Here is a 22801-nt window from a genome sequence, read left to right as displayed (position 1 = left end):
TGTAAATTGTAGCTTATATAACACATCTGAAGTTTTGTTACTAGGTTATTTAATCAATTCAAACTATAATAAATTAAACAATGGCTATTCAAATAAAAAGTAGAAATAGCACTACTTTATATAGAAAGAAGGAATTTCATGACACAAACATCACGCTTCATACGAGAAATAAAAGACTTTTGGTATCCTACTTATAATCAAAATGGTTACCCGCATGTACAACAAGCTTTTCTTTTACCACCTGAAAGACAACAAGAATTTGATCCCTTTATTTTATTAGCTGAAGATTGGTTTAAACGCGGCGTATTCGGTGATCATCCACATCGTGGTTTTCAAACTGTAACGTATGTAGTAGATGGACGTTTAGAGCATATCGATAATGCTGGAGGATACAGTATATTAGATGCTGGTGACATACAGTACATGAATGCGGGATGGGCAGCACGTCACGCTGAAGAGGCTTATGAAGATGATTTAATTCACACTTTACAGCTTTGGTTGAATTTACCTAAGGCTTTAAAAAACACCGAAACAAGCTATCAAAATATTCGTTTAGAAGATGCACCTGTTGTTGCCATCGAAAAAGGCTTCATTCGCATTTATTCTGGTGAGTTTTTAGGTGTAAAAGGTCCAATGAATAGTTTAGTTCCGATTACAATGACCGAAATTACGCTATATGAAGGAGCTGAATATACGCATACTCTTCCAGAAAACCATAATGCTTTTCTTTATATGTTAGCTGGTGAAATGACTTTTGGTGAGTCATCTACTTCTCTTAACAAAACAGGTGTTGCAACGATTTCTTATAATGAAGATATAAATGCTTCAAAAGAAAGTGAATTAAAAATAACAGCGAAAACACGTGCAAAGGTACTGATTTATTCAGGTGTACCTATTCGTGAACAAGTGGCATTAGGTGGTCCTTTTGTGATGAATACACGCGAAGAGATTATGGAAGCTTTTCAAGACCTACAGCGTGGCGTATTTGGTCCACCTGCTATTAAAAAATAATCGTTTGAATCAGAAAAAGAGCAGAAAGGCATATGCCCTTCTGCTCTAAATTTTCGTTCGGTATTTATTATTTCTCTACTTATTCTTTTTGCGTTGATCGGCATGTGTTTCTTGTTTACGATTTCGATCATTTTTATGCTCAATTGCAGTAGCTCGTAACTCAATATAGAGTGAGATGACGACAATGGCAATAACCGAAATGATGACAATGATTTGGAACCAAAACGGCCAATCAAAATCTAGAATATACAATGTTGCTGAAATAATAAAGAAAAAGTAAGCGATAATTCGTGCTTTTTGTCCCCACCAAATCTGTAGTACAACAAATACTAGAAATAATATGAGCGCAATCACTTTTACATATTCCATATCAACACCTCGTATTCATCATACCATGTTTTAATACAGGAAGCTAAAGTTTTAAAATTGATACACACTATGCAAAATATGAATTGGCTTTTAAATATGAAAATGACTCAGCAAATGACTTTCTCAGTTCATCTCGCATAGAACCGTTTGTTGTTTTAACAATTTGTCCAAAAATTTTATACTGTGTTAATTCTGGATCTTTTAACTTTACGATATCTGTAGACATTACATGAATTAGTGCTTTTTCATTTTTTTCACGGATTTCTTTAATTAATTCAATTGCTGGCATTGTTTCAACTAAATCTAAACTGATGTAATATAACTCTGCTTGATCTGACTCTAAAAAGCGTATAATGCTTGACGGCTTTCTTGTTGTCAAATTAAATTCTGCATTGATACCTTTTACTTTAGCAAATTTAAATAATGTACTATGTACCAATTCAATATATGAGTAATCTTCTTCACAAATTATTACTTTCATATTACTTTCCCCCAAAGCGATGTTAAATCGTGCTTTCTCTATATACAATCTATATCATAATATCGTTAATATTATCATTAAGTTGGTATTTCTTTCAACAAAATTCGACAAATTAATCTTTTATTTTTTATTTTTTTACATTATATAATACTTTTTTTAACAATAAAGGTTATAAAAAGTTATTTTATAATTATTTATGTTTATAAAGAAAGAAAATCTAACCATTTATTTTATAAGATAAAAGTTCAAAAACAATTGTTTTTATAGGTATTCTTTTCTATTTTTTAATAATTTTTAATTACCCTAATTCGACTTTATATTAAAAATACATTTTTCGACAATTCCATTTCGTTAATAGCTCTCTTTTTTGGGGTATAATAATGAAAAGAGGAGGGATTATTCGTATGACTGAATCAACAAAAATTCATGCACAACCTTTTGAAAAGACTGGGAAAGATGTAGGCATCTTTTTAATTCATGATTTTGGTGGCTCCCCTGCACATTTATATCCAATCGCCACTGCTTTTGCAGATGCGGGTTATTCTGTTAAACTTCCTCGCTTACTTGGACATGATACGTCCCCGGAGGAATTAAATCAAGTAAATTATACGGAAATTTTAAAATCTCTTGAACTAGAATTTGAACCATTCTTTGAAGAAATGGAATATATTATTTTACTCGGCTTCGCAACAGGTGGCGCACTTGCTCAACAACTTGCTACAAAATATGAAGTTGAAGGACTTATTTTAATCAACTCTCTCTTCCAACCACCTTTAAAATTAATGGAGGAGGCTGAAACAGCTTTAAAACGAGATGTTGACTATGTTCCACGTGGTACAGTAGATGTTAAAAATGAACGTGCTGAGCATGCACTTTATGCTAAATATCCAACACGACTCATTTTAGAATTAAAAGAAGTAAGTGAAAAAATTCAAGAACAAGCTAATCTCATTACAACCCCCGTCTTAGTATTACAGTCTATTGAAGATCATGTATATCCACCTTCGAATGCAGATCACCTTGTGAACGCTTTTAACTCACGTGAGAAGCATTTAATCATGTTATATGATAGTTATCACTATGCTGTGATTGATTATGATCAACAACGCATTTTTAAACAATGTTTATATTTCGTAAAAGGATTGGACCCTACACGCGAAGATTAAATAGTATGTAACACAAAATGAGAAGTGGCTAAAAGCCATTTCTCATTTTTTCTATGTGATTTGAATTAGTACCAGCCGTTTGAAACCCAGAATTGTTTTGCTTTTTCCCATGAACCATAACGTTGTTTCACATAGTTATCCGCTACACGTTCTTGGTTAGCTGCTGAATAGTCACCATTTAGATAAGATTTATCTAATTGGTATTTACCAATATATTTACCTGTTGCACTTCTTGCTTCATATGAGTTGCTTGATTCTTTTTGGGCAATCCATGATTTCGCTGAAGATGATGAACCTTGGTATGATGATGCATTACTTGCTTTTTGTGTTGATTGATATGACTTTGTTTGTGCTTGTTGTTTTTGTTGTACTGGCGCTTTATATGTTGATTTTGCTTGTGTTTGTTGTTGCGCTGGTGCTTTATATGTTGATTGTGTTGTTTGTTGTTTTACAGGAGCTTGGTAAGTTGCGTTGCCATTGCCGTCACCAACTTCTAGTTGAGCGCCTGCATAGATTAAGTTTGCTGATTTAATATTATTCATATTTTGAAGCGTACGCACTGTTGTGTTGTGCTCTGCTGCTAATTTCGATAGTGTGTCACCTGATTGGATCGTAATTGTCTTCGCTGACGCTGTACCTGCGAATGCTGCTGTTGATAATGCGATGGCACCTGTCAGTGCGATAATTTGTTTTTTCATAATGTGAAATGTCCTCCTCGGTTTTTCTAACTGTCACTACTATACCAAGCATAAATTTCAATCAGATGTCAGTTCATTCTCACACATGTTACAACAATATTACACATAGTGGTATAATTTGGATGTAAAAGCCTTAGATTGCTGTATTTTCACTATAAAACGTATAGAATCAACATTTTAAACATCCATTTTTTTACTTCAATATTCTTTTCATTCAAAAATAAAACTACTTTTTTTATTTATTTTTTTATAAAATAATCGAGATTTCATAAAATTTTATCGTATTTTTTATACATAACGGACTCTTATATGACAAAAACAGCTTCTATTTCAGTACATATAAAAAAGATGAAAGGAAAATCCCTTCATCTCTTTTCTACATTATTTGAGTTTCTACTATTATATGTTGGTTAAAACGGACCGTAATTCATCGCATGTGCCACAATTAAAATAATAATGCTGACAATTACTTGTGCGATAAAGAATGGAATATACCATCTTACCCACTTATTCCACTGGATTCCCGCAACTGCAAGTGCAGCGATTAATGCACCATTTGTCGGGAACAATAAGGCTGCAATCCCATCGCCTAATTGGAAAGCGAGAACTGCCGTTTGACGCGTAACATTCACTAAATCAGCAAGCGGCGCCATAATTGGCATTGTTAAAGCTGCTTGTCCACTTTGTGATGGAATTAAGAAATTAATCACCATTTGAATAAACATCATCGCAACTGCTGTTAAAGCAGATGGGACACCTGATAACATATTGCTCATATAATGAAGCATTGTGTCTAATAAACCGCCTGATTGGAAGATAACAAGGACTGCCTGTGCTAAACCGATAATCAATGCACCACCAAGTAGTTCACTGGCACCTTTTACAAAGCTGTTCGCGATTTCTGATGGAATTAAACCACCAACAATCCCCATAATAATACCTGTCAATAAGAATAGACCTGCTAATTCAGGAATAAACCACTCATACAGTTTGACACCTAAAATAAGTACAACAAAGTTTAGCATGAATACGGTTAATACTAATTTATGACGTAATGTCATTTTTAATGTCTTGTCTTTATCTTTTGGACTAAACTGACCGAACTTACCGTAAATACCGAGTTCTGGATTTTTTTGGACTTTTGAAGCATGACGATAAATGAAAAAGCTCGCCATTAATACAAAAATAATAAATACGACAATACGAAGTCCCATACCTGAGAAGGTTGGAAGTTCTGCAATGCCTTGTGCAACTGCGGTTGAGAATGGATTTAAAAACCCGGCTGTGAAGCCCATCCATGCACCCATTACAACAATTGCAAAACCAGTCACTGCATCAAAACCAAGTGCAATGGTCAAAGGAACGATGAGTGCTACATAAACCGCAACTTCATCACTCATCCCCATTGTTGCACCACAAATCGCAAAGAATAGTACGAATACAGGGATCATCAATTTTTCTTTGCGCTTCATTTTTTCAGCAAATGTCACAACAAATGTATCAAGCGCACCTGTTGCGTTCATAATACCGAAAACACCACCGATAATTAGTACGAAGAAGATTGTTCCTGCACCATTTACCATACCTTCATGAATACTTGTGAAAATATCTAGAAATCCAACAGGTGTATTGTCCACAAATTGAAAGGAATCGGCTACTAATATTTCACGTCCATCCTTCTCTACCTTATCAAACTGACCAGCAGGCACAAAATAAGTTAAAATAGCTGAAATCACAATTAAACTAAAAATTAATACATATGCATTAATCCCTTGTGCTGCTCCTTTTTTTGCTTTATCTCTCTTAAACATCTTGATGTATAACTCCTAACGATTGATTGAATATTTATGATATAAATTGTTTTTAAATGCAGTCATAATTATACATTCAAAAAATTTTTTATACAATACTATTTCAACTTTTTTCGACAAAAAAACAAAAAAGAATACGTTTATACACTAATATTATCCACTTAAATGAATAATTGGTATAAACGCATTCATGTACATACATTATTTTAAGGGTTGTAAATAGATGATTTGCCCTTCATATACAAAAGAAGAGTCTAACTGATTCAAAATTAACAAGTTTTGTTCTGTTGTTTGGTACTTTGCCGCGATACTCGATAACGAATCACCTTGCTGAATCACATAACGTAATGGTGTATTCTTTTGTGCTAGATTTTTCTTATTCCCTCTTACATCAACAACTAATTTTTGTTTAATTTGAATGGTCGCATGCGTTAAACTATTCCATTTCTTTAATTGTGCTGTCGTAATACCATGTCGTGCGGCAATACTTGTTAATGAATCACCTTTTTTCACACGATAGTATTTAGTCGGTGTATAGATGATTCTTTGAGTAGGTACAACTTGTTGACCATTTTGTTCTTTTACTTCTGCGCTATCTAAAATGCTTTCTGGTTTCGCATTCGCTGTAGTTTCTGTTTCACCAGCTACAGCTGTCGATTTTAGACGATCAAATTTTGTTAAATCATAGCGTTCAATAATTTGATTCAGCTTTTTACTATAGCTTAAGTCACTCGCATATCTTCCTGCTAAAATAGCTGTCGCATCTCTGTAACTTTTTGTATTCTCCTTCCATGCCCCTGCATAATAGTTTGGACTATATGTTAGCCCATTCCGAATAAGTTTTGCATAATCTTCTAAAGACTCTGTATACGATGTATATTTTTTAAATGTAGAGCGTATTTGATATGTGCCGCTATCTTTATACTCTTTCGTTTGGAAGGTTGCACCTTGGCCATTGTATTTCCCTTTCATACCAAAAAGATTATAAATCGGTGCTTGGCTTAGCCCACTATTGCCATAATTACTTTCTAAAATAGTTTGTGCCAACATAACAGAGGCATAAATACCATATTGATTACTTAATCTGACAACCTCAGGTGAGATTTGATTGATGAATGGATGACTTGTAGATATTGATGGGAGGCTTTTCTTTGGGGTAGCTTGCGCGTATAAAGATGAAGTCGTTAATGGTACAGCTAAAATACTCACAGATAATATTAAGCTATACAATCTTTTTTTTCTATTCAATTAAAATACCACCTTTTTTTACAAATAATGTATCATTCCACTTATTTACATACCCGATATTTTTTTATCTTAACCTTTTTTACAAGAATGGAACCTTTCTCAAATTTTATAGTCTATGTAAAGAGATTGGCTAAACTATGCTACAATAGCTATTGAAATTTAAAGGAAAAGAGTGACATCATTGAATTATGAATTACTAAAAGCCATTAATGATTTGGCTGGAAAATCTTCTGTTGTAGATGCAATCATGATTTTCGCAACAAACTACGCAGTTCCCGTTTTTGCAATCGTCTTACTAATGATGTGGTTCTTTGGAAAAGAGTATATGAAAAAAACCGTTGTTTACTCCGCTCTTTCAGGTGTTCTTGGTATTTTAATAAATGTACTGATTAGTAAAATTTATTTTGAGCCACGCCCATTTGTGACACATGATGACTTAAATGTACTTGTAGATCACGCAAGAGACGCTTCATTCCCAAGTGACCATACGACAGGTGCAATTGCACTTGCTTTTGCGATTGCACTACGCAACAAACGAATTGGTATTGTCATGATGGTATTTGCACTTATAACAGGCTTTTCTCGCATGTATGTGGGGAACCATTACCCTGGAGACGTAGCAATGGGTATTGTCATTGGTTTATTCGTTGCCTACACTGTAAACAAACTCGCATTTTTAGTAGAACCACTTGCTAACTTTATCGTTGCAGTTTATCGTGCATTACCATTTGTACCAAAGAAAACAATATAATTGTTTTATACTACACATAAAGGGTAAACAATTTTCATACCGAAAGTTGTTTACCCTTTTCTATATGTTTTGTCAAATGAAAAAACTAAATTAATTGACAATTCTAACGATTAGATGTATGATTAGTTCACAAAGTTGACACAGTTTACGGAATGCTTCATACAAAAGGAGGAAATCATCATGAACATCTACGACATTATTTTAATTGCTGCAGGTTTGATTTCAATTCCCGTCGTTTGTGCAATCTGGTTAGACTTCTCTTATAGTAAAGGTAAAAAAGTTTCATTTTCTCTACCGCGTATGTTAGGTTGGTACGCTGCAATCTTCGTTATTTCTTATGTACCAGCTGCATTTATGATTTACAACATGAAAAACTAAAAACGGTGATATATTTCAAACATACCTACCATGACCAAAAAACCAAGTAGTCACTTGACGGACAAGTGACTACTTGGTTTTTTTGGCTCTTCTAACAAAAAAAGAAGCTACTTTATCGTAGCCTCTTTCATTTTATTGTTAACTTTTCTTCCTTTGCGCTATGATTTTAAACACCAAGTGCTGTAGATAGCATAAAGATAAAGAAAATACCCCCAAGAATACCTAGAATATTTACAACAACTAATACATTTCTTTCTCCTTTATATACACTAACTGCAGTTAAAATGGCACCAATCATATATAAGAAGAAACCTAGAAAAATAAATACATTACTTGATAAAAAATCAATTGCCTGATCTGTAAATGGTGGTACTAATAGAAATAAACCAACAAATACAAAAAAGAACGATGCTCGTGAAAATGCGCGTGACATAGTAACACTCCTTTTTTAAATCGTACAAAATCCCACTAGATAGCATACCATGAAACACATAGTAACTCCTAGTGGGATTTCAGAGATGACAAGAAATCGTGCAATTTTTGTTAATTTTCACCAGCTGTTTGTTTTAACGTACGAATGAAGACTTCTTCTGGTTCCGCACCAATAATACCAAAGCGATTATCAAACACAAAAAATGGTGCACGGTCTACACCAATTTGTTGTGCATCATATGCATCTTGGTCAAGTTCTTGTTGGTAGTCTTGCCCATCTAAAATTCGTTTTGCTTCTTTTTTTGAATAACCAAGTTCTTCAATTACTGAAAATAAATAAGCTCGATCTGAAAGATCTTTTCCTTCAACAAAGTGCCCTTGCATTAATCTTTCTGTCCATTCATGCTCTTTTTGCTCTTTTGCCATCCATTTTGCAAGGCGATGTGCATCTGCTGTATTCGCTGGAATCATTGTATCAAAATGATACGTTAATCCGACTTCGTTCGCATGTTGTTGTAATTCTGCTAAAAATGTATCCACTTTTTCAGCTCGTCCATCCATACTTTCAAGCAAATAGTCTTTATAAGGTTGTTGAACGGCGCCTTGAATTTCTGGATGTACTTCGTAATTTTTATATTGAATTTCGATTGGTTCTTGAAGATTCGTTTTTTCAATTGCTTGCATGAGTTTTTGCTTACCTATATAACAAAAAGGACACGTATAATCTGTAAAAACTTCAATTTTCATGATGTACCCCTATCTCCAGGCACTCATACCACCTCGTACATTTGTGATGTCTGAAAAGCCTAGTTTTTTTAATTGTTTACATGCCTGCATACTGCGCATACCGCTCTGACAAATTACAACAACTTTTTTCGATGAATCGAGTGTACTGTAATTTGATCCCAGTGGCATATTTTTAAATTCTTTAATATGACGACTCTTATATTCTGCTGGTGTTCGAACATCTAAATAAATCGTATTTGCAGGTTTCTTTTTTAGTTGTTCTTTTAAATCAGCTGTTGTCATTTGATTTACGCCCTTTGCTCCTTTCATACGTAGGACAAAAAATAATACAACGACAGCAGCTATAATGATCCAAACCATATTGTTCCCCTCCTTACATTAAAATATCAAACCAAATTTTTGCGGCTGTTGCTAAAATCAGAATAGCTAGGAAAATTTGTAATGCTTTAATATTCATTTTTTTACTTACTTTTGTTCCAATAGGTGCTGCAATTAGACTTGCTACAATCATAATAATCGCGGGAATCCAGTCCACTTGCCCTGTTGTAATCTTGCCGATTGAGCCACCAATAGACGCGATAAACGTAATGGCAAGACTAGATGCAATCGTAATACGTGTTGGAATTCCTAGTACGACTAACATAATCGGTACGAGGATGAACCCTCCACCTGCTCCAACGATTCCTGATGCGACACCAACTAGAATAGCTAAAAAGAAAGCTAATCCCTTATTAAAAACAATGTCACCTTGTTGTTCAACTTTTTTCTTTGGTATAAACATCATAACAGCAGCTAATATCGCGAGTATACCATATACCATGTTGACACTTTCTTCATTAAAGTAACTTGAACCGAAGCTACCGACAAAACTACCGAGTACAATTCCTGTACCCATCGTTAAAATGAGTGGTTTATGCAGTAAATTACTACCACGATAAGCAAGTACGCCCGCAATGGAAGCAAACATGACTTCCACTGCGCTAATACCTGATACTTGATGTGATGTAAATGCTGCAAAACCAAATAGTGGCGGTACATACAGTAATAATGGGAACTTAATAATCGCCCCGCCAATACCGAGCATACCTGAAATGAAGCTCCCAATTAATCCAATCCCAAATATGGTTAAGATCCATGTAATATCCACGGGAGTCCCTTCTTTCTAGATGAAGGTATTTATGCTTTTTGTAAGATAAATACGTATTCATCTCCATTTTCTTGTTGTTCTACAATCTTGTTGCCACTTGCGTTTGCCCATGCTGGAATATCTGCTAATGCACCTTTATCTGTTACAGTTACTTCTAACACTTGACCTGATTCTAATTGGTCCATTGCTTTCTTCGTACGTACGATTGGCATTGGACAAGATAAACCTTTTGCATCTAGTTGTAAATCAATTTTCATTTTTATATCCTCTTTTCATTTTAATTATATAGAAATAGTTATTAACCCTCAAATACTTATCTTACTGCACAGCGATTCGGTCCGATTTCCATCTCTGTTTGTTCATCAGCTGATGGCGTTAAACGTCCCATATTCACATGGCGAATTTGTGTATAAGCATTTGGTTGTGGTGGTAAGTTGTCTGTTACTGTTTTACGGAATTCTTCTTCATTTTCAATATTTAAGCCATGGTTTTCTGCTAATAAGTCACCAAAACGTTTACCTACTGTACCATCTTCATTTAATTCTTCAATAATCATAAAGTGCGCTGGTAACACGTATAAATCCTCACTTAATTGGCGATAACGATTGTAAAGTGTTTCACGTAAATCACCCACCCAATCTTCTGCTAAACCAGCTAAGTCTGGGCGACCAATTGAATCGATGAATAAAATATCACCTGTTAAGAAATATTTTTCGTCAATAATGAATGATGTAGAACCAATTGTATGTCCTGGTGAATAGATCGCTTGAATATCAATTTTAGCTTGACCGATTTTTACAGTTGTTGCATCTTCAAGTGGTGCATAATCAAATACGACTTCTTCTGCATCTTTTGGTGGTAAGTAATATGTTGCACCTGTTTTTTCTGCTAGTAAGCGACCTCCTGAAATATGGTCTGCATGTAAATGTGTATCGAATACGTGACGAATAACAGCATTTTTTTCTTTTGCAAAGTTTTCAAATACATCTGCAAAACGTACAGCATCGATTACTGCTGCTTCACCTTCAGAGATTACCATATAAGATAGGCAACCTTTACCTAGACGAACGAATTGATACAATTCGCCACCCTTTTCTAAATCAGCTACTTTTAAAGGCTCTAAATAGCTACTCCAAGCTTTCATACCGCCTTCTAAATAACCTACTTTTACACCAGCTTCATCTAACATTTCAGCTACCATGACAGATGAACCTTCTTTCGCACATACAACTAAAATTTCTTTGTCTTTTGGTAATTGAGGTACTAATTCTTCTACACCGTCTAGTAAATCGAAGTAAGGAATATTCATATATTCGAAGTTTTCACCGTCAATTTTCCAATCTTCAAATGCATCTTGATTACGTACATCTAAAATAAATAATTGTTTTTTATGAATGACATAGTTTGCTACTTTTTGAGCTGTCCATTTTTCCATTTTAAATTACCCCCATAGGTATTATTTTTTCGTAAATAAAAGGGATGTCTATCTAGGATAGACAAAACCCTGTTTGTCTTGTAATTAGAAGCTTAATGATGGTGCGGCATCTTTTGCAAATTCTAAGAATGTTACAGCGCCACCTACATCGATTCCGTCAATTAAATCTTCTTTTTGAATATTCATAACGTCCAATGTCATTTGACAAGCGATGAATGTTACACCCAGATCTTGTGCCATTTCTACTAATTCAGGAATTGATGGTACGTTTGCATTCGCAAAACCTGCTGCTACTTGCTCACTACCTGCTGGAGCTGATAAGTGGTGCATACCTTGTTTGTGGATTAAATTTAAACCTTCGAATGTGAAGAAAATAGCTACTTCTTTTTCTGTTGCTGCTGCTGCAGTTGCGATATTGAATACTTTATAAGCGTCGAAAAGACCACCGTTACTTGCGATAATTGCTACTTTGTTTGACATAATTGTTTTCCTCCAATAATTAAATAGTTTTTTCTAATTCACCTGTGTATGCTGTCATACCAGGTAAAACATTATATACATGTTTAAATCCATGTTCTGCTAATTGTTGGCACGCTAAATCACTTCTTGTACCTGTTCTGCAGATTACATAGTATATTTTTGTTTTGTCTAATTTCCCTATATTATCCAATAATTCTCCAAAAGGAATTGATGTTGCACCTTTTATATGTCCAAAGGCATATTCAACTTCTTCACGAACATCTAATACGATTGAATCATTCGAAATATTCTGCACTTCTTCAAGTGAAGCAGTTTGTTCAAATGTTTTTTCACGTTCTTCTGCTTCATTACATTTACGTAGGTAATGTTTTAACACAGAACCTTCTTCAACTAAACCAATGTACTGATGTCCTGTTGAAGCTGCCCAAGCTTGTAAGTCCGCTTTGGAGCCCGCATCCGTAGCAATTACTTCTACTGTTTCGCCAACCTCCATTGTATTCATCGTTTTTTTTGTTTTAACGATGGGCATTGGACAAGCTAAACCTTGTACATCGAGTTGATGATCTGTTCTCATTTCTCTGCCTCCCTATACCACTATGGGTATTTTTCTTTCTAAAAAAATAGGTTTGCGATAATGCATAACCGATTTCCTAGTTACACTATAGTATACCCCAACAGGTATTGTCAACAATTTAATTCAAAAGAAAATAGTCACACTTTCAATAAAGCTATGTTGAAACTTTATTCATATTATCAAAAAAACAATAGAATTACTTTTATGATTCCTTTATACTATTTTTATAAACAGTCAGGAGGAACCACAATGAAAAAGCTATTAAATTTTAAAACAATCAAAATGCGCATTTTATTTAGTTTTGCGATTGTTTTAGTTCTATTTTTAGGCTATGGGTATTATAGCCTAACCGTAATTAAGAATGTCCAAGATGGTATGAATGTTATGGTATCAAAAGATTTAAAACTACAAATTGCAAATCAACGCGTTGCATCAAATTTCTCTGTGCAAATTGCAGCTGCACGCGGCTATATTTTGTCTGATGATCCGAAATATAAAGATATTTTCGAAGAATACAATAAGTCGCGAATGGAGAATGAACACACAATCAATCAAATTAGCGATAAAGAAATTGCAAAGGACTTAGTAGACAAAACAGACAGTTGGTATACATATATTCAAGATGAAGTATTTGCTGTATATGAAAAAGGTGATGTCAAAACTGCTGCAAAAAATTTAACTTCTGTTGATGAAGCTGGTACAGAAATCCGAAAAGGTTTTGAAGAATTAGCTGATTTACGTTCAGATGCTATGGCAAAAAATGGTGAGGAACTTTATAAAATCGCTAAAAAAGGTGAAGTATATACATTTATTCTAGCAGTTATTATTATTCTCTTAACCATTGTTATCTCTATGCTTTCTGCTCGTGTTATTTCACAACCAATCATTACGATTACTGCTCGTCTGAAAAAGATTGCTTCTGGAGATTTAACTGAAAAGACATTATCTGTTACACGCCGTGATGAAATTGGTCAATTAGGTTATGCTTCAAACGACTTAACAGAAAAATTACAACATACCATTGCTTCTATGCAAGATGTGGCACAAAATGTGGCAGGTCATAGTGATTCATTAGCACAGTCAGCCGATGAAATTAAACAAGGTTCAAATCAAATCTCTATAACGATGCAAGAATTAGCTGAAGGTACAGAAGAACAAGCATCGCATGCAGGAGAACTCTCTTCTTCTACAGATGCTTTCGTACAAGTGATTCGTACTGCAAGTGACAAAGGAAACGAAATTTATAATCACTCTACACAAGTACTTGATTTCACATCAAATGGTGCTGAATTGATGGAAAAATCAACAGACCAAATGAAAACAATTGATCAAATTATGAATCATGCAGTTGAAAATATGCAAGAATTAAATCGTGAATCAGAACAAATCTCCATGCTTGTGAAAGTGATTAATGGGGTTGCAGATCAAACAAACTTACTTGCACTCAATGCTGCAATTGAAGCGGCACGTGCAGGTGAAGCTGGTAAAGGATTTGCCGTTGTGGCAGATGAAGTGAGAAAATTAGCAGAGCAAGTATCAAGTTCAGTAACGGATATTTCAAATATCGTTGAAAAAATTCAAGCAAATACAACATTAGTGTCCACTTCTTTAGAACATGGTTATGGCGAAGTTGTACGTGGCACAGAACAGATTCAAACAACGAGTGAAACATTCGAAACAATCCATAAAGCTGTGACTTCAATGGCTACAGGAGTTAAAAGCATCTCGAACGATTTACAAGACATTGAACAATCTTCACGTACAATTCAAGTAGCAGTCGATGAAATTTCATCTGTCTCAGAAGAATCTGCTGCAGGGGTAGAAGAAACAACAGCTACGATTCAACAAACAACAAGTTCAATGGAACAAATCTCTTCAAATGCTGATGAACTGGCAACAATGGCACAACAATTAAATCAAGTAGTACGTCAATTTAAGTTATAAAATAAGATTCAAATATAAAAAAAGCAGCAATCGCATCATGACGCGATTGCTGTCTTTTTATTTCGAATTTGAATTCTCTCAATTTTTCATGATGTCTATTTAAGAATTAAGTTGACGGTAGATTTGTTGATTAGCTTTTAAAACATTCATTTTTTCTTCTCCAAAGATACCTAATGAACGTGAATCTGTAGCTTGTTCGATAATTTTTTTCAAATCATCTATTGATAAGCCTGTTGTTTCATGCAAGCGATCTAATTGAATTTTCGCCGCTTTAAGCGAAATATGTGGATCTAATCCAGATCCTGATGCAGTCAGTAAATCTGCAGGGATCTGTTGTTTTTCGACGGTTGGGTGCTGTTGTAAAAACTGCGCTACATCTTGTTCGATACGTTTCATCAATTCAGGGTTGGAAGGTGCATAGTTTGCACTACCTGAGCGAACGCCCTCTTTATTTTCTGTATTTTTTTCATAAATATTATATGCAATAGCTGACGGTCTTGATTGAAAATATTGATCTTGTTCAAATGTTTGACCGATTAAAGCTGAGCCAATTACTTGTCCCTTTTCTTCTATTAAACTGCCGTTCGCTTGATTTTTAAAGACGATCTGTGCGACTCCTGTCGTTATAAGTGGATATGCCAAGCCACAAATCCCCATCCATACGATTGTAATAAGTAATGCAACTTTCAATTGTTGCCACATCGACATGCCCTCCTATGATAACCCTAAACTTTTTAAAATAGGTGTAATGATTACGTCAATTAGTTTAATACCAATGAATGGGATAACTAATCCACCTACTCCATAAATAAGTAAATTCTTGCGTAATAATCGGTTTGCACTCATCGGACGATACGGAACACCTTTCATTGCGATTGGAATCAGTAATGGAATAATAAGCGCATTGAATAATAAGGCTGATAGAACTGCACTTATCGGTGAAGACAGATGCATTAAATTGAACATTTGCATTCCTGGAATTCCTATTAAAAAGATAGCTGGAATAATCGCAAAGTACTTAGCTACGTCATTTGCAATACTAAATGTTGTCAAAGCACCTCTTGTCATTAATAACTGTTTCCCAATTTGTACAATTTCAATGATTTTCGTAGGATTTGAATCTAAATCCACCATGTTCGCTGCTTCTTTTGCAGCATTTGTTCCTGAATTCATCGCCACACCTACATTGGCTTGTGCAAGTGCAGGTGCATCATTTGTTCCATCGCCTGTCATCGCGACTACTTTACCTTCGCGCTGTGCTTTTCGAATCACTTCGAGTTTATCTTCAGGCTTACTTTCCGCAATGAATGAATCTACACCTGCTTCTTCTGCAATAGCAGCAGCCGTCAATGGATTATCACCTGTACACATAATCGTTTGAATGCCCATCTTTCGTAAGAGTTGAAAACGCTCCTTTAGCCCCTCTTTTACAACATCTTTTAAATAGATAGCACCTAAAATTTCTTTATTCTTTGTAACAACAAGTGGTGTTCCACCCTTATTTGAAATCATTTGAACAGCTGCTTCTACCTCATTCGGACAAGATCCTACATATTTTTTCACAGTGTCAAATGCGCCTTTTCGATAGGTTGTCCCGTCCTCTAAATTGATTCCACTCATACGTGTTTGTGCAGTAAATGGTACTTCCTCAAAAGTTTGAGTTGTTCGAGATATATCTACACCTTTTTGTTCAATTAACGTTAAAATAGATTTACCTTCTGGGGTATCATCAGCTAGTGAACTATAATAAGCTGCTTCCATTAAATCTTGTAACTCTACTGTCTGCGCTGTATGAAAAGATGTAGCCATACGATTGCCGTATGTAATCGTTCCAGTCTTATCTAAAATTAAGACATCGACATCACCACAGGCTTCTACAGCTCGCCCGTCTTTCGCAATCACATTAAATTGTGTGACACGGTCCATTCCTGCAATGCCAATCGCAGATAATAAGCCACCTATTGTCGTTGGAATCAAACAAACCATTAATGCAATCAAAGTCGCTAGTGGAATCATTAAGTCGAAGTAATCTGCCATTGGCTTTAATGTTACGACGACAAGCAAAAAGATGATTGTTAAACTAACTAATAATGTACTTAAAGCAATCTCATTTGGTGTCTTTTGTCTTTTTGCCCCTTCAATTAACGCAATCATTTGATCTAAAAAAGAAGCACCTGGAAGTGAAGTAATTTCAATTATAATTTCACCACTTGTGACAATCGTTCCACCTGTTACCGAAGAAAAGTCGCCTCCTCTTTCTTTTACTACAGGTGCTGATTCACCTGTAATAGCTGATTCATCGACTGTTGCTACACCTTCAATCACTTCTCCGTCGTTTGGAATGACTTCTCCTGCTCGAACAATCACTCGGTCTCCCTTCATCAATGTAGAAGCTTCAACCCATTGTTCTTTTCCTTCCTTTATAATTCGCGCTCGCATCGACGTTTTCGTTTTCTTTAACGTTTCGACTTGCGCTTTTCCGCGTCCTTGTGTCATCGCTTCTGCAAAATTCGCAAACCAGATGGTGATTCCTAAAATAATAGCGATGATTGCATTATATAGACGCGGCGAATCATCATGTAACATTTGTGGAAACAGCGTAAATAGAATTGTTACGAAAAAGCCAATCTCTACTACAAACATCACTGGATTCTTCACCATGTACATGGGGTTAAACTTTAAGCATGCTTGCCAACAAGCCGACAAAACAAATTTTTTAGAAAAAATCTGTTCTTTTTGCATAGTTGTCATTTTCTTCACTCCTTAACGTATCGTTAAAAACTCTTGAATGGGCCCTAATGTTAGTGCAGGTAAGAATGTTAATGCACCTACTACAAGAACAATTGTGAATAAGAATGTTCCGAAAAGTGGTGTATCTGTTTGTAAAGTACCAACTGAATCTGGTTGTTCAGGCTTTCTGGCGATTAGTGTCGCAATGGCTAATTGTAAAATAATCGACGTATACCGTCCGAAGAACATTGCTAAGCCAGTCGTGACATTCCAAAATGTCGTATTATCTGCTAACCCTTCAAATCCTGATCCATTATTTGCTGCTGATGAAGCATATTCATATAAAATTTGTGATAAACCATGCGCACCTGGATTGGTAATCCCTTCAACACCTCCTGCTGCTGAAACAGCAAGTGCAGAAAATCCTAAAATAATAAATGGATGAATTAAAATACATAAGGCAATAAACTTCATTTCCTTTGCTTCAATTTTTCTTCCTAAAAATTGCGGTGTACGCCCAATCATTAAACAAGCAAGGAAGATGGCTAATAGGACGTACATCATCATATTCATAAGACCCACGCCTTTTCCACCAAATACGACATTTAACATCATATTAAATAGCGGAACCATGCCTCCTATTGGCGTTAATGTATCATGCATATTATTAATCGTCCCTGTTGTAAATGCTGTTGTGACTTCTGTAAACAATGCAGATTGCTCAATTCCAAAACGAATCTCTTTTCCTTCCATACTGCCATTTGATTGATCGATGCCAAGTGCTGTAATGAGTGGATTACCAGCCTTTTCGCTTATATAAATTGCAGTAAGTCCAATTAAGAATAGAGCACCCATTACAGTGAATAACACCGCGCCCTGCCTTCCAATGACAACGTGCTTATGTGGTTGCTTTCGATAGGCAATCATCAAACCAAATGCTACAACGCATGCACCTGGTAATAACATCATCGATAATATTTCGATTACGTTCGTTAGAGCTGTTGGATTTTCAAATGGTGTAGAGGAATTAGCTCCATTAAAACCACCGCCATTCGTACCTAAATGTTTAATAGATTCCATCGAAGCAATCGGTCCTAACGCAAGATCCTGTGACTTGCCTTCCAATGTTGTAATCGTCTGGTTTTGTGCTAATGTTTGCGGAACGCCTTGCCATACGAGTGCAAGTGCAACAACGAATGAAAAAGGTAATAAAATACGGACGATGATTCGTGTGAAATCTTTGTAAAAATTACCGATTCGATCTGTTTTTGCAATAAAGCGACGACAAAATGCCATACATACTGCGTAGCCCGAAGCTGCAGAGGTGAACATCATGAAGGTAATAACAATCATTTGTGCAAAATAACTCATCGCTGATTCACCACTATAATGCTGTAAATTCGTATTCGTCATAAACGAAATGACCGTGTTAAATGCAAGCGTTGGTTCCATATTCTCAATTTGGTTCGGATTTAAAAATACATATTTTTGAAGACGAAGTATGAGATAACTCACTATAATCATGCAAGCATTACTTAATAGTAAAGCAATGACATATTGCTTCCCTGTCATCTCTTGCTGCTTCACACCTGTTATTTTATAAAGTATATTTTCAATTTTCTGAAAAAAAGAATTAAAAACTGTTTTTTGATTCATTGTTACTTGATATACATACCGCCCGACAAGTAATACGAGCGGTATGTAGATGATTAAAACGAACACAATCTGTAACATCATAAATCCTCCCTATCTTTCTGGATACAATAGTGCATAAAATAAATAGACAAATATACACAGACATACAATAAACAACTCTAGCATGTTATTTCTCCTATTGATTTTTCGACTTATGATTACACCATTGTGTAAAAGCAAATAACACGCCGAAACTACTGAAAACTAGAGCAATCATGAAAAGTTCTAACATATCCGTCACCTTCTTTCTTGTGTAAAACTACTATAAAATAAAAAAAATTAAGGTGACATTTAGATTCGCCAAGAAATATTAAGATGGCATTAAGATGTAAAGAGCTCGCTTTTTTTTCATAAAAAATGGTTATAATGAGGAAAAGGTGGTGTTATTCGAATGAATAAAAAAAGAGGGAAATTAAAAATTTTTTTAGGATACGCAGCAGGTGTAGGAAAAACATATGCCATGCTCAAAGAAACACATGAACAACTTGCACTTGGAAAAGACATCGTTGTTGGTTATATAGAACCGCATGACCGACCTGAAACAAAGAGATTGATAGATGGTTTGGAATGTATCAAAACAATCGATGTTCATTATAAAGGTCGCGTATTTCAAGAACTTCATTTGAATGCAATTATTGAAAGGATGCCAGAATGTGTCGTCATTGATGAATTAGCTCATTCTAATACACCTGGATTACGCCATGAAAAGCGTTTTGGAGATATAGAGGAATTATTAAATCGTGGGGTTGATGTATATACAACCATCAATATTCAACATATTGAAAGTTTGCATGACCTAGTCGAAAGTATTACAGGAATTCCTGTAAATGAGCGTGTACCCGATTGGATGATTGACCGCGCCGATGAAATTCAACTAGTTGATTTAGAACCAAGTGTACTTATTCAACGACTAAAGGACGGGAAAATATATGCGCCTGAGCGAGCTAAACAAGCATTACAAAATTTCTTCACCTTACCACACTTAATTGCATTACGTGAAATCGCACTGCGCAGAATCGCTGATAGTGTGCATAAAAGGATTCCACTCGAACATGCAAAAGAACATATTCTTGTCGGTATTAGTAGCTCACCTACGAATGCAAAGGTTATTCGCACAGCAGCTCGTCTTGTTCAATCACTGCATGCTGAATTTTCTTGTGTGTATGTAATGGATGACTCGAATGAACTTGAAGCAGAGGATCAAGAACGACTACAGAAAAATATCGAATTAGCTGAACAATTAGGAGGCACAGTCGTTATATTACGAGAAAATAATCCATCTGCTGCAATCGCGAATTATGCAAAAATAAGTGGTGTAACCAAAGTCGTTCTAGGTAAAACAATGGGTAAAACAACATGGTTTACAAGACGAAAATTAACAGATGCTGTCAATGCTTTCATACCATCAATTGATTTATACATTGTACCTGATTATGAAAATGCGCAAAAAAAGTCAAAAAGAAAAGAAATTGATTTTTCCTTACAATGGCTGGACTTTCTTAAAATGATTTGTATCTTTACATGCGTCGCTTTACTCGGCATGTTTTTTCAGTACCTCGGATTAAGTGAATCTAACATTATTACCATCTTTATTTTAGGTGTATTAATCGTAGCAATTTGGACTACTAGTTGGCTTATGAACATTATTAGTTCTGCTATTGCTGTTTTAGAATTCAACTTTCTTTTTACACAACCTATTTTTTCATTTGAAGCCTATCATAAAGACTATCCCATGACATTTTTTATTATGTTTTTAGCAGGGCTTCTAACAAGTAGCTTAGCTAAAAAGATTCGCAAACAAGAGCAAACAGCGATTTATAATAGTTACCGAATCGAAACATTATTAGATGCCAACCGTACATTACAAAGTGCCAAAAATGTGGACGAACTGATGAACATTGGATGTCAAGAAATGATTAAAAATACGCAAGCACCCATTATGCTTTATACGATTGAACAAAAAAAGATACAAAATGCAGCTTACTTCCCTTGCTCACATTTAACGACACAACAAAATGAGCATGCGAAAAAAAAATTAATGAATTCAAATGAACAAGCAATTGTACAATGGTGTATCTATAATCAAAAAGCCGCTGGTCAGACAACGAATATTTTTAAAGACGCTTTTGCATATTATGTTCCCTTCTCTTTTCATGATGAAGTACAAGTAGTACTAGCGATTACATTTAAACAACAACAACCTTTTTCAAAGTTTGAAAAACAAATTATGTATGCTATTTTAAATGAACTTATGCTTTCATACGAACAGTTCTATTTACTAGAAGAAAATATGAAAGTAGCAAAAGAAAAAGAACTAGAACAAATTCAGTCGAACTTATTACGTTCTATTTCACATGATTTAAGAACACCACTCACTAGTATTTCTGGGCATGCTTCTTTATTAAAAACAGCTGGGACACAATTAACAAACGAACAAAAATATACTCTATACGAAGATTTAGATTATAATGCGAATCGACTCATTCAATTAGTTGAAAATTTATTAGCGGCTTCTAAAATTTCAAATGGACAGTTATCATTGCATATACATGAAGAATTAATTGAAGATATCTTTCAAGATTGTTTAGAGCAAATTGCGAAACATTCAGAGCGATCTATTCAGGTTGACATACAAGAGCCAAACTTAAGTGCGAAAATGGACGTCCGCCTGATTAGACAGGTGATTTATAATTTACTTGATAATGCCATTCAACATACCGAGCCACATTGCCATATTTACTTAAAAGCTTATAAAGAAAACGGATTGATTTGGATTGAAGTACGTGACGATGGGCAAGGTGTTTCTCCCAATATAAAAGAGGCTCTTTTCCACCCCACTACTTTTTATCACTTAAAACAACATGATGCAAAACGTGGTTTAGGGATTGGTTTATCACTTTGTCAAAATATTTTACAGATTCATCAAAGTGAATTGCACGTAAAAGATGCGATTCCACATGGCGCTATTTTCACATTTTCTTTAGAGAAAGGAAGCGGTATATGATGACACAACCTATTTTAATCGTAGAAGATGATCCTGCTATTACGCATTTTATACAAATGGCACTTGAATTACAGCACTACCCTTTTGAACATGCGCGCTCTGGTAAAGAAGCTTATGAAAAACTCCTTACATCAAAGCCTATATTGATGATTTTAGATTTAGGACTTCCTGACATGGATGGACAGGAAATTATCACTAAAACGCGTCAATGGTCTTCTATTCCCATCATCGTTGTTAGTGCTAGAGGTGAAGAACACGATAAAATCCAAGTATTGGATGCTGGAGCAGATGATTATGTGACAAAACCATTTAGTATGGATGAATTATTAGCGCGTATTCGTGTAGCACTTCGCCGAGTACAACATCCGCTACATGTACAAGAACAGCCGACTTTTCAAAATGGCCCATTAACCATTCATTATGATGCTAATCGCGTCTTTTTATATGAGGAAGAAATTCATTTAACGCCTAATGAATATATTTTATTAGAGACCTTTAGTAAGCATGTTGGAAAAGTTCTCACACACAATTTTCTGTTAAAGTCCATTTGGCAAGATGCTTTAGAAACAGATTTACCAAATCTTCGTGTATTTATGACAACTCTTCGAAAAAAATTGGAGAACCCACATGTTAAGTTAATTCAAACGCATATTCGTGTAGGTTATCGTATGATTCATGTAGATGAAAGGAGCGAGTAAAG

Annotated in this window: 24 protein-coding genes; 7 read left to right on the top strand and 17 right to left on the bottom strand. The window is 35.0% G+C overall.

What is annotated here, in order from left to right:
- Positions 1-138 precede the first annotated feature (138 nt).
- Positions 139-1011, top strand: coding sequence for a pirin family protein (locus tag ASO14_RS07050; protein ID WP_068453324.1), 873 nt, complete (start codon positions 139-141; stop codon positions 1009-1011).
- Between the two features lie 75 nt (positions 1012-1086).
- Here the strand turns inward: ASO14_RS07050 and ASO14_RS07045 are convergent, their stop codons facing one another.
- Positions 1087-1380, bottom strand: a complete 294-nt coding sequence (locus ASO14_RS07045) for a hypothetical protein (protein ID WP_068453322.1) — start codon at positions 1378-1380, stop codon at positions 1087-1089.
- Positions 1381-1447: 67 nt separating this feature from the next.
- Positions 1448-1861 carry a hypothetical protein gene (locus tag ASO14_RS07040; protein ID WP_068453321.1) on the bottom strand — a complete coding sequence of 138 codons (414 nt, stop codon included), beginning with the start codon at positions 1859-1861 and terminating at the stop codon, positions 1448-1450.
- A gap of 404 nt (positions 1862-2265) precedes the next feature.
- On the opposite strand from ASO14_RS07040, the gene ASO14_RS07035 reads away from it, so the two are divergent.
- Entirely contained in the window at positions 2266-3027 is a 762-nt protein-coding gene (locus ASO14_RS07035; protein WP_068453319.1) for an alpha/beta hydrolase, read from the top strand.
- A 65-nt stretch (positions 3028-3092) separates the two neighbouring features.
- On the opposite strand, the gene ASO14_RS07030 is transcribed toward ASO14_RS07035, so the two are convergent.
- From ASO14_RS07030 to ASO14_RS07020, 3 genes are all read right to left on the bottom strand, one after another.
- On the bottom strand, positions 3093-3725 hold the full coding sequence (locus ASO14_RS07030; protein ID WP_068453317.1) for an aggregation-promoting factor: 633 nt from the start codon (positions 3723-3725) through the stop codon (positions 3093-3095).
- 410 nt (positions 3726-4135) lie between these two features.
- Positions 4136-5536: a YfcC family protein gene (locus tag ASO14_RS07025; RefSeq protein ID WP_068453315.1), complete on the bottom strand. Its 1401-nt coding sequence runs from the start codon at positions 5534-5536 to the stop codon at positions 4136-4138.
- A 201-nt stretch (positions 5537-5737) separates the two neighbouring features.
- Positions 5738-6784 carry a glucosaminidase domain-containing protein gene (locus ASO14_RS07020; protein WP_068453313.1) on the bottom strand — a complete coding sequence of 349 codons (1047 nt, stop codon included), beginning with the start codon at positions 6782-6784 and terminating at the stop codon, positions 5738-5740.
- A 181-nt stretch (positions 6785-6965) separates the two neighbouring features.
- Here ASO14_RS07020 and ASO14_RS07015 point away from each other — a divergent pair, with 181 nt between their 5' ends.
- Together ASO14_RS07015 and ASO14_RS07010 are read left to right on the top strand one after the other, a co-directional pair.
- Entirely contained in the window at positions 6966-7535 is a 570-nt protein-coding gene (locus ASO14_RS07015) for an undecaprenyl-diphosphatase (RefSeq protein ID WP_068453311.1), read from the top strand.
- A gap of 180 nt (positions 7536-7715) precedes the next feature.
- A complete protein-coding gene (locus tag ASO14_RS07010; RefSeq protein WP_068453309.1) occupies positions 7716-7913 on the top strand; it encodes a hypothetical protein in 198 nt (65 codons plus the stop codon).
- Between the two features lie 166 nt (positions 7914-8079).
- Here the strand turns inward: ASO14_RS07010 and ASO14_RS07005 are convergent, their stop codons facing one another.
- The 8 genes from ASO14_RS07005 to ASO14_RS06970 form a co-directional block, all read right to left on the bottom strand.
- Positions 8080-8346, bottom strand: a complete 267-nt coding sequence (locus tag ASO14_RS07005) for a hypothetical protein (RefSeq protein WP_068453307.1) — start codon at positions 8344-8346, stop codon at positions 8080-8082.
- 110 nt (positions 8347-8456) lie between these two features.
- Positions 8457-9092: a DsbA family oxidoreductase gene (locus ASO14_RS07000; protein ID WP_068453305.1), complete on the bottom strand. Its 636-nt coding sequence runs from the start codon at positions 9090-9092 to the stop codon at positions 8457-8459.
- A gap of 9 nt (positions 9093-9101) precedes the next feature.
- Positions 9102-9452 (bottom strand): rhodanese-like domain-containing protein, encoded by a 351-nt coding sequence (locus ASO14_RS06995; RefSeq protein WP_068453303.1) that lies wholly within the window; start codon positions 9450-9452, stop codon positions 9102-9104.
- 13 nt (positions 9453-9465) lie between these two features.
- Positions 9466-10239 (bottom strand): sulfite exporter TauE/SafE family protein, encoded by a 774-nt coding sequence (locus tag ASO14_RS06990; protein WP_068453301.1) that lies wholly within the window; start codon positions 10237-10239, stop codon positions 9466-9468.
- Between the two features lie 29 nt (positions 10240-10268).
- Complete coding sequence (locus ASO14_RS06985) at positions 10269-10496, bottom strand: sulfurtransferase TusA family protein (RefSeq protein WP_068453299.1); 228 nt, start codon at positions 10494-10496, stop codon at positions 10269-10271.
- 56 nt (positions 10497-10552) lie between these two features.
- Positions 10553-11674, bottom strand: coding sequence for an MBL fold metallo-hydrolase (locus ASO14_RS06980; protein ID WP_068453297.1), 1122 nt, complete (start codon positions 11672-11674; stop codon positions 10553-10555).
- 84 nt (positions 11675-11758) lie between these two features.
- Positions 11759-12154: a DsrE/DsrF/DrsH-like family protein gene (locus ASO14_RS06975; protein WP_068453295.1), complete on the bottom strand. Its 396-nt coding sequence runs from the start codon at positions 12152-12154 to the stop codon at positions 11759-11761.
- Positions 12155-12173: 19 nt separating this feature from the next.
- Positions 12174-12728, bottom strand: a complete 555-nt coding sequence (locus ASO14_RS06970) for a sulfurtransferase TusA family protein (RefSeq protein ID WP_068453292.1) — start codon at positions 12726-12728, stop codon at positions 12174-12176.
- A 249-nt stretch (positions 12729-12977) separates the two neighbouring features.
- Here ASO14_RS06970 and ASO14_RS06965 point away from each other — a divergent pair, with 249 nt between their 5' ends.
- Complete coding sequence (locus ASO14_RS06965; RefSeq protein WP_068453290.1) at positions 12978-14672, top strand: methyl-accepting chemotaxis protein; 1695 nt, start codon at positions 12978-12980, stop codon at positions 14670-14672.
- Between the two features lie 99 nt (positions 14673-14771).
- Here the strand turns inward: ASO14_RS06965 and kdpC are convergent, their stop codons facing one another.
- The 4 genes from kdpC to ASO14_RS15320 are packed head-to-tail and all read right to left on the bottom strand — an operon-like array spanning position 14772 to position 19223.
- A complete protein-coding gene (gene kdpC / locus ASO14_RS06960; RefSeq protein WP_068453288.1) occupies positions 14772-15374 on the bottom strand; it encodes a potassium-transporting ATPase subunit KdpC in 603 nt (200 codons plus the stop codon).
- Between the two features lie 12 nt (positions 15375-15386).
- Entirely contained in the window at positions 15387-17423 is a 2037-nt protein-coding gene (gene kdpB, locus ASO14_RS06955) for a potassium-transporting ATPase subunit KdpB (RefSeq protein WP_068453286.1), read from the bottom strand.
- A 12-nt stretch (positions 17424-17435) separates the two neighbouring features.
- Positions 17436-19136, bottom strand: a complete 1701-nt coding sequence (gene kdpA, locus ASO14_RS06950) for a potassium-transporting ATPase subunit KdpA (RefSeq protein ID WP_068453284.1) — start codon at positions 19134-19136, stop codon at positions 17436-17438.
- 12 nt (positions 19137-19148) lie between these two features.
- Positions 19149-19223 carry a potassium-transporting ATPase subunit F gene (locus tag ASO14_RS15320; RefSeq protein ID WP_368634018.1) on the bottom strand — a complete coding sequence of 25 codons (75 nt, stop codon included), beginning with the start codon at positions 19221-19223 and terminating at the stop codon, positions 19149-19151.
- A 265-nt stretch (positions 19224-19488) separates the two neighbouring features.
- On the opposite strand from ASO14_RS15320, the gene ASO14_RS06945 reads away from it, so the two are divergent.
- Together ASO14_RS06945 and ASO14_RS06940 are read left to right on the top strand one after the other, a co-directional pair.
- Positions 19489-22101: a sensor histidine kinase gene (locus ASO14_RS06945; protein ID WP_068453281.1), complete on the top strand. Its 2613-nt coding sequence runs from the start codon at positions 19489-19491 to the stop codon at positions 22099-22101.
- Positions 22101-22799: a response regulator transcription factor gene (locus ASO14_RS06940; protein ID WP_068457337.1), complete on the top strand. Its 699-nt coding sequence runs from the start codon at positions 22101-22103 to the stop codon at positions 22797-22799. The genes ASO14_RS06945 and ASO14_RS06940 overlap by 1 nt, the downstream gene beginning before the upstream one ends.
- Positions 22800-22801 lie beyond the last annotated feature (2 nt).

The organism is Kurthia sp. 11kri321 (assembly GCF_001534765.1).
Classification (GTDB): Bacteria; Bacillota; Bacilli; order Bacillales_A; family Planococcaceae; genus Kurthia; species Kurthia gibsonii.
The sequence above is the reverse complement of the archived record's forward strand: the minus strand, read 5'-3'. Positions and strand labels throughout refer to the sequence as shown.

What these genes read in the sequence shown, in the direction of transcription:
- ASO14_RS07050 (WP_068453324.1), top strand. Translation starts at nt 139, where the DNA reads ATGACACAAACATCACGCTTCATACGAGAAATAAAAGACTTTTGGTAT.
- ASO14_RS07040 (WP_068453321.1), bottom strand. Translation starts at nt 1,861, where the DNA reads ATGAAAGTAATAATTTGTGAAGAAGATTACTCATATATTGAATTGGTA.
- ASO14_RS07025 (WP_068453315.1), bottom strand. Translation starts at nt 5,536, where the DNA reads ATGTTTAAGAGAGATAAAGCAAAAAAAGGAGCAGCACAAGGGATTAAT.
- ASO14_RS07035 (WP_068453319.1), top strand. Translation starts at nt 2,266, where the DNA reads ATGACTGAATCAACAAAAATTCATGCACAACCTTTTGAAAAGACTGGG.
- ASO14_RS06995 (WP_068453303.1), bottom strand. Translation starts at nt 9,452, where the DNA reads ATGGTTTGGATCATTATAGCTGCTGTCGTTGTATTATTTTTTGTCCTA.
- ASO14_RS07005 (WP_068453307.1), bottom strand. Translation starts at nt 8,346, where the DNA reads ATGTCACGCGCATTTTCACGAGCATCGTTCTTTTTTGTATTTGTTGGT.
- kdpB (WP_068453286.1), bottom strand. Translation starts at nt 17,423, where the DNA reads ATGACAACTATGCAAAAAGAACAGATTTTTTCTAAAAAATTTGTTTTG.
- kdpA (WP_068453284.1), bottom strand. Translation starts at nt 19,136, where the DNA reads ATGTTACAGATTGTGTTCGTTTTAATCATCTACATACCGCTCGTATTA.
- ASO14_RS06970 (WP_068453292.1), bottom strand. Translation starts at nt 12,728, where the DNA reads ATGAGAACAGATCATCAACTCGATGTACAAGGTTTAGCTTGTCCAATG.
- ASO14_RS07000 (WP_068453305.1), bottom strand. Translation starts at nt 9,092, where the DNA reads ATGAAAATTGAAGTTTTTACAGATTATACGTGTCCTTTTTGTTATATA.
- ASO14_RS07010 (WP_068453309.1), top strand. Translation starts at nt 7,716, where the DNA reads ATGAACATCTACGACATTATTTTAATTGCTGCAGGTTTGATTTCAATT.
- ASO14_RS06945 (WP_068453281.1), top strand. Translation starts at nt 19,489, where the DNA reads ATGAATAAAAAAAGAGGGAAATTAAAAATTTTTTTAGGATACGCAGCA.
- ASO14_RS06975 (WP_068453295.1), bottom strand. Translation starts at nt 12,154, where the DNA reads ATGTCAAACAAAGTAGCAATTATCGCAAGTAACGGTGGTCTTTTCGAC.
- ASO14_RS06980 (WP_068453297.1), bottom strand. Translation starts at nt 11,674, where the DNA reads ATGGAAAAATGGACAGCTCAAAAAGTAGCAAACTATGTCATTCATAAA.
- ASO14_RS06965 (WP_068453290.1), top strand. Translation starts at nt 12,978, where the DNA reads ATGAAAAAGCTATTAAATTTTAAAACAATCAAAATGCGCATTTTATTT.
- ASO14_RS07045 (WP_068453322.1), bottom strand. Translation starts at nt 1,380, where the DNA reads ATGGAATATGTAAAAGTGATTGCGCTCATATTATTTCTAGTATTTGTT.
- ASO14_RS06940 (WP_068457337.1), top strand. Translation starts at nt 22,101, where the DNA reads ATGACACAACCTATTTTAATCGTAGAAGATGATCCTGCTATTACGCAT.
- kdpC (WP_068453288.1), bottom strand. Translation starts at nt 15,374, where the DNA reads ATGTGGCAACAATTGAAAGTTGCATTACTTATTACAATCGTATGGATG.
- ASO14_RS07030 (WP_068453317.1), bottom strand. Translation starts at nt 3,725, where the DNA reads ATGAAAAAACAAATTATCGCACTGACAGGTGCCATCGCATTATCAACA.
- ASO14_RS06985 (WP_068453299.1), bottom strand. Translation starts at nt 10,496, where the DNA reads ATGAAAATTGATTTACAACTAGATGCAAAAGGTTTATCTTGTCCAATG.